8 protein-coding genes are annotated in these 6270 nt (G+C 66.7%); 6 read left to right on the plus strand and 2 right to left on the minus strand.

The window, feature by feature from the left end:
• Window positions 1-20: 20 nt before the first annotated feature.
• The gene (locus tag BRAS3809_RS19160) at window positions 21-1028 is read right to left on the minus strand and encodes an ABC transporter substrate-binding protein (protein ID WP_008963719.1); all 1008 of its coding nucleotides are present in this window, start codon (window positions 1026-1028) and stop codon (window positions 21-23) included.
• 189 nt (window positions 1029-1217) lie between these two features.
• On the opposite strand from BRAS3809_RS19160, the gene BRAS3809_RS19165 reads away from it, so the two are divergent.
• The 6 genes from BRAS3809_RS19165 to BRAS3809_RS19185 all read left to right on the plus strand — a co-directional run bounded on the left by BRAS3809_RS19165 (window position 1218) and on the right by BRAS3809_RS19185 (window position 4867).
• On the plus strand, window positions 1218-1958 hold the full coding sequence (locus BRAS3809_RS19165) for a GntR family transcriptional regulator (RefSeq protein WP_008963720.1): 741 nt from the start codon (window positions 1218-1220) through the stop codon (window positions 1956-1958).
• A 69-nt stretch (window positions 1959-2027) separates the two neighbouring features.
• Window positions 2028-2432, plus strand: coding sequence for a DUF350 domain-containing protein (locus BRAS3809_RS19170; RefSeq protein ID WP_008963721.1), 405 nt, complete (start codon window positions 2028-2030; stop codon window positions 2430-2432).
• 2 nt (window positions 2433-2434) lie between these two features.
• Window positions 2435-2836: a hypothetical protein gene (locus BRAS3809_RS19175; protein WP_008963722.1), complete on the plus strand. Its 402-nt coding sequence runs from the start codon at window positions 2435-2437 to the stop codon at window positions 2834-2836.
• Window positions 2837-2897: 61 nt separating this feature from the next.
• Window positions 2898-3200 carry a hypothetical protein gene (locus BRAS3809_RS34985; RefSeq protein WP_240535712.1) on the plus strand — a complete coding sequence of 101 codons (303 nt, stop codon included), beginning with the start codon at window positions 2898-2900 and terminating at the stop codon, window positions 3198-3200.
• Window positions 3201-3206: 6 nt separating this feature from the next.
• Complete coding sequence (locus BRAS3809_RS19180; RefSeq protein WP_008963724.1) at window positions 3207-4382, plus strand: glutathionylspermidine synthase family protein; 1176 nt, start codon at window positions 3207-3209, stop codon at window positions 4380-4382.
• A gap of 104 nt (window positions 4383-4486) precedes the next feature.
• Entirely contained in the window at window positions 4487-4867 is a 381-nt protein-coding gene (locus tag BRAS3809_RS19185; RefSeq protein ID WP_008963725.1) for a response regulator, read from the plus strand.
• On the opposite strand, the gene BRAS3809_RS19190 is transcribed toward BRAS3809_RS19185, so the two are convergent.
• A partial coding sequence (locus tag BRAS3809_RS19190; RefSeq protein ID WP_035656935.1) for a sensor histidine kinase occupies window positions 4868-6270 on the minus strand: 1403 nt, incomplete at its 5' end.

Below are 6270 nucleotides of genomic sequence, written 5' to 3' on the forward strand. Positions count from 1 at the left end.
TCGTCGCGGTCATGGCTTCATCAATATCCGAGTTCGGTCTTCGGCTTGCCCGTGGCGGCTTCCAGGAAGCGGTAGTCGAGGTTCTTCTCGACGGCGGCTGTCACGTCCGAATTGATGTATTTGAGGTCGCGCATCATCGCGGCGATTGCGAGCGCGGAAGACCGGTACATCTTCGGATCGGGATCGAGGTTCTCCACCGCGCCGGTCGCGATCGCCTTGTCGAGGCCGGTGATCTTGGAAATGACGTCGATCAGCGCCGGCTTGTCGGCGGCGATGTGGGCGTCCACCTTCACCACCGCGCGCACCACGCCTTCCAGCGCCTTGGGGTTGGCGGCGATGACATCGGAACGGGTGAGGATCAAATTGGTCAGCTTGCCGGCGGCCTGGTCGTAGGGGAAGCCGAAGAATTTTGCCGCCTTGGCCTGCATGATCTGGGTGGCGAACGGCTCGACGGTGCAGATCAGCTCGACCTCGCCGCGACGCAGCGCCTGCAGATGATCCGATGGGTTGGGGATGTTGACGAACTGCACGTCCTTGTTGATGTCGATGCCCTGCTTGGCGAAGGCGCCGCGCATGTGGATGTCCTGCGCATTGCCGCGCGAGGCGGCGACGCGGAACGGCTTGCCGTCGGCCTTGGACTTGGCGATGAGCGCCTTCAGCGCGCTCCAGTCGCCCTGCGCGACGTCGAGATCATTGGCGAGCAGGATCGCCGAGCCGCCATTGACCTGGCCGGAGATGGCGACGACGTCGAAGCCTTTGTCGAGCGCGATGGCGTAGTGCAGATAGGTGACCTGGGCGACATCGATGTTCTTCGACACCAGCGCTGTCAACGCGTCGGTGCCGGTGTTGAAGCCGACGGCGTCGATCGCGACGCCTTCGGCGAATTGCGGCGTCAGCGACATCGGCGTGCAATGCGCGCATTTGGCGTAGCCGAGTTTGATCTTCGGCGCGTCGTCGGCAAAGCTGAGCGAGGGCAGAGCCAGCGCGAGCACGGCAAGTAGGGGCAACACGAAGCGGTTCACGGTCATCTCCAAGTCAGCGACGGACGAGAGCTTTTCCTCTTCTCAGCAAACCACGTGCCAATTGGATGCGATATGCAATCTTGATTTTTTGCCGTTATTTCAATATCTTTCACTGATCGGATTTTGGCTGATTTGCCTGATCTCCGGGCGCGCCGCCCGAAATTCGGGCAATCATGGGGGAGCCACGCAGCTGTCATGACCACGCCGGCGTCCCGGCCCAAGCTCAAGACGCGCTTCAAGCCGGCGCGCCTGAAGCTGTCCTCCGACCAGCCGACGCGGCCGCTGACGCGGCTGTCGCTGCACGATCAGCTCGTCGCCAAGGTGCGGGAGATGATCATCGACGGCGAGCTCGCGGCCGGCGCGGCCCTGCCCGAGCGCATGCTGTGCGAGACCTTCGGCGTGTCGCGCACGCCGCTGCGCGAGGCGTTCAAGATCCTCGCCGCCGAGGGCCTGATCGCGCTGCGTCCGCACCGCACGCCCGTGGTGACGCCGATCGACGCGCGAGAGATCGCCGAGATCTTCGACGTGATGGTCGCGCTCGATGCCGCCGCCGGCCAGGCCGCGGCCATGCGCGCGACCACCGCCGACATCGCCAGGCTCGACGCCCTGCATGCCGAGCTGGTTGCGCTGCACGGCACGTCCGAGCGCGCCGCCTATTTCCGGCTCAACCAGCAGATCCATCTCGAGATCACCCGGCTCGCCGGCAACGCCGTGCTGCTCAACATGTGGAGCACGCTGCATGCGAGCGTGTTCCGCGCCCGCGCAGTGGCCAATTACGACGCGCGCCGCTGGGACGAGTCGCTACGGGAGCACGAGGCCTTCATGGCGCTGCTGCGCAGCCGCGATGCCCGGGGCTTCGCAGCGGCGCTGAGCGACCACACCCGCAACACCGGGGATTCCGTGCTGCAGATGCTGAATCAGAGGTCCAGCGCATAGACTTTGTTCACGTCGAACCGGTCATGCTGGCGGCGCGACACATGAACGCTTTCCGCGTCGGGCCTGATCATGATCCTGCAATCCCTCGCCGGCCTGCCGGCCTTTTTGGTATACTTCTGTACCGCACTGTTCGCGGTGACGGCTTACCTGTTCATCTACGTCCGCGTCACGCCCTACAATGAATTCCAGCTGATCCGGGACAATCACCCGTCGGCCGCGATCGCCCTCGGCCTGAGCCTGCTCGGCTTCACCTTGCCGCTGGTCAGCGCGATCGCGCATTCGGCCAACGTGATTGACTGCCTGATCTGGGCGCTGGTGGCGCTGATCGTCCAGGTGATCGTCTATTACCTCGTGCGCATCCCGGTGCCGGACCTCGCCAACCGCATCGTCGCCGGCGAGCTCGCCTCGGCGATCTGGCTCGGGCTCGCCTCGCTGTCCGCCGGCGCGCTCAATGCCGCGTCGATGATCTACTGACCATGACCGAGCAGCGCACCGAGTTCGGCAAGCGCAGGCCGCTGCCCCCGCCGCCGGCGACGCCGCCGGTGAAACGCTCCGGCCATGTCGCGCTGCTGGTGATGGGCACGCTGGCCGTCGGCGGCACCGCCTATGCGCTGATGCCGCACCAGCAGAGCTGCCCGCAAGACACCGAGACGCCGACCATGGCCGCCCAGCCGCAAACGGGCGAGTGCAGCACGCGCCATTCGAGCGGCAGCGGTGGCAGTCACGGCGGCGGCTCCGGACGCTGGGGTTTCTCAGGCGGCGATTCCGAATCGAGCCGCAGCGGCTCGACCCACATTGCCGACGCCTCCTCGGCCCACGTCTCGCGCGGTGGTTTCGGCGGCTTCGCACATGTCTTCGGTTTCGGACGGGGCGGCTGAATTCCGCCGCCCGGCCGCCCTGAAAACACCGCCATCGTGTTGTTTCCTTGGATTCGGATCTTTGACACAGACCAACAATCATAAAAAACTGGCCTGCCGACTGATCGGGACCGATCCGATGAAACGTTCGCGCCGCGTGGTGCTGACGATGATGGGGACTGCGACGATCGCCGCAGTCTCGATGGGCTTTTCGCGCAAGCGCGCGTGCGGTCCCGGGCTCGAGCCTGCGCCCGGGCCACACGGCCGGCTGCAGTGTCGCGCTGTCCATGGCGGCTTCGGCCATGCCGTGCACCGCTTTCACGGTCACGGCGTCCATGGTCATGGCGTTCATGGTCATGGTTCGCACGGCCACGCGGGCGGCTGACGCAACATGCAGCGCATCCCCTGCCCCGAGCGCGACGACTGGCGGCAGACGGCGCAGCAATGCGGCTTCGACTTCTACGAGGTCGAGGGCGAGCGCTATTGGGACGAGCGCGCCTACTACGCCTTCAGCCTCGCCGAGATCGAGCTGGGCATCGAGGAACCGACCAGCGAGATCGAGCAGATGTGCCTCGAGCTCGTCGGCCGCGTCGTCGCCGACGAGGCCTTGCTGCGGCGGCTCAGGATCCCGCAGCCATTCTGGCCGCTGCTGCGCGACAGCTGGACGCGCAAGGACGGCAGCCTGTATGGCCGTCTCGATCTCAGCTTCGCGGGATTTCAGGACGGCAACCGTACGCCGGCGAAGCTGCTCGAATACAATGCGGACACGCCGACCTCGATCTTCGAAGCCGCCGTCTTCCAATGGACCTGGCTCGAACAGGCGATCGAGCGGCGCATCGTGCCGGGCCGCGCCGATCAGTACAATTCGATCCATGAGCGGCTGATCGAGCGCTGGCGCACGCTGGCCGGGGGACGGCGGCTGCATCTCGCCGGTCTCACCGAGGACGCGGAGGACGGCGCCACCCTGGCTTATCTCGCCGACACCGCAGCCCAAGCGGGGCTGTCGACGAACCTGCTCGACATCGCCGATATCGGCTGGCGCGACAGCGGCGGCGGCTTCGTCGATCTCGACAACAACGACATCGCGCTGGCCTTCAAGCTCTACCCCTGGGAGTGGATGTTCCACGACGCCTTCGGCGCCAAGCTCGCGGGCGCGCCGACGCAATGGGTCGAGCCGCCCTGGAAGGCGATCCTCTCCAACAAGGGCATCCTGCCGCTGCTCTGGCAGATGTTCGAAGGCCATCCCAACCTGCTGCCCGCCTATTTCGAGGACGATCCGAAGGCCGCGAGCCTCGGCCCGAGCTTCGTGCGCAAGCCGATCTACTCGCGCGAGGGCGCCAATGTCAGCCTGGTCTCCGACGGCGTTGCCGTCTCCGCTCAAGACGGACCGTATGGCGCGGAAGGTTTCATCCGCCAGGCGCTGGCCCCGCTGCCGGACTTCGGCGGGGTCTACCCGGTGATCGGCAGCTGGCTGGTCGATCACGCGCCCTGCGGCCTGTCGATCCGGGAGGATGCAACCCCGATCACCGGCAACCGCTCACGCTTTCTGCCGCATGCGATTGTATAGGCCGTTAGCGATAAGCGGCGAATCCGCCTCGACACCCCGGTCCAGATGTTTAGATAAGGAGGGCACGGAACTCCTGGACGCCCGGCTGCGACCGGATGTGAGGCATGACGATCAACGACACCCAGCTCGCCGGTCTGCGCATCCTGGTCGCCGAGGACGAGGGCCTGATCGCGCTCGAGCTCGAGACCGTGCTGCAGGGATTCGGCTGCGAGGTGATCGGCCCGGTGTCGCGCGTCGCCGAGGTACTGCGCGAGGCCAAGCGCGGCAACCTCGATGGCGCCCTGCTCGACGTCAATCTGCGCGGCGAGCAGATCTTCGCGATCCTGCCGCAGCTCATCGCACGCGGGCTGAAGATCGTCATCACCTCCGGCTATGATGACGCGACGCTGTTCCCGCCGGAGTTCCGCAACCTGCCGCGGCTTGCCAAACCGTTCGACGAGCGCGCGCTGCGCGCGATGTGCGAGACGACGTTTCTGGCGCGGTGATCAGTCGGGCTGCACCGCCGACGCCGGCACGAGCTCGGGCGTCGTCTCCGCGGTCAGCGCAAAGATCATCGTGCAGCGGATGCCGTCAGGCTCGAACGCCAGCGTCGCTTCGCCGTCGAGATCGAAGCGAACGACGCGATCGATCAGCGTGGTGCCGAAGCCGCGCGCGCCGCCGGCCTCGATCCTGGGACCGCCGCGCTCCAGCCAGACCAGTTCCAACCGACGGCGATCATCGCGCAGATTCCAGGAGATCGCGACCCGGCCGAGCGGCGCCGAGAGCGCGCCGTATTTCGAGGCGTTGGTCGCGAGTTCGTGCAGCACCATCGACAGCGGCAGCACCAGCCGCGCCTCCAGCAGCACCGGCGGCCCCTCGATCGCGATGCGGCCTTCGCCGACGCCATAGGGCGCCAGCACGGTCGTCAGCAGCTCGTTGAAGCCGATACCGATCCAGCGTGTCTGCGTGAGGATGTCATGCGCGATCGACACCGCCTGGATGCGGCCGGAGAACGCCTTGTTGAAGGCCGGCAGAGACGGCGAGGTGCGCAGGGTCTGGCCGGCGACGGACTGCACGATCGCCAGGATGTTCTTGACCCGATGGTTGAGCTCGGCGACCAGCATGGTCTGCTGCTCTTCGGCGCGCTTGCGATCGGTGATGTCGGTCAGGGTGACGATCGATCCGACAGCATCCTTGGCGTCGTTGACCAGCGGACCGCCGGACAGCAGGAACGATCGGCCGGACATGCGCGGGTTGCGCAACGCCACCTCGACGCCATGGAACGGTTTGGTCGCCAGCGCCTGGTCGAGGCTCTCGCGCGAGAACCGCGACAACGTGCCTTGCTGGCTCGCGCTCTGGGCGTCGAGCGGAAACGCCTCCGAGAATAGCTGGCCGACCGGCGATCGCTCCGCCAGCTGCTCGGCCACCCAGCTCGCATGCGTGATCCGCCCATCCAGCGCCAGCACGACGACGGCATCAGTGGCCTGTTCCAGGATCGAGCGCGCGAAGCGCTCGGCGGTCGCCACCTCCTCGGCCCGGCGCTGGACCGACATGTCCGTCAGCGTCACCAGCGTGGCGACGACGCCGCTCATCGCCATCTGCCGCATCCACACCGACACCGGCAGATCGCCGCCGTCGGCCCGGCGCAGCTGGGCATCGCTCGCCGAATCGTCGGCGCGCTGCTGCGGCGCCGCTCCGGCAAACAGCGACGCGAAGCTGCGTCCGACCAGTTGCCGCGCATCGAGGCCGGTCAGCGCGCAGAGCCGCGAATTCACGTAGACGATGCTGCCGTCGGCATCCAGCGTCAGCGCGCCATCACTCATCCGCTCGACCAGCATGTGGTAGGGCGCGTCCGCGCCCTGCAGCATGATCACTTGCGGTCCGCTCGGGCCTTGCACCACGACGGCAT

This window comes from Bradyrhizobium sp. STM 3809 (assembly GCF_000239795.1).
In the GTDB taxonomy this organism is placed as follows: domain Bacteria; phylum Pseudomonadota; class Alphaproteobacteria; order Rhizobiales; family Xanthobacteraceae; genus Bradyrhizobium.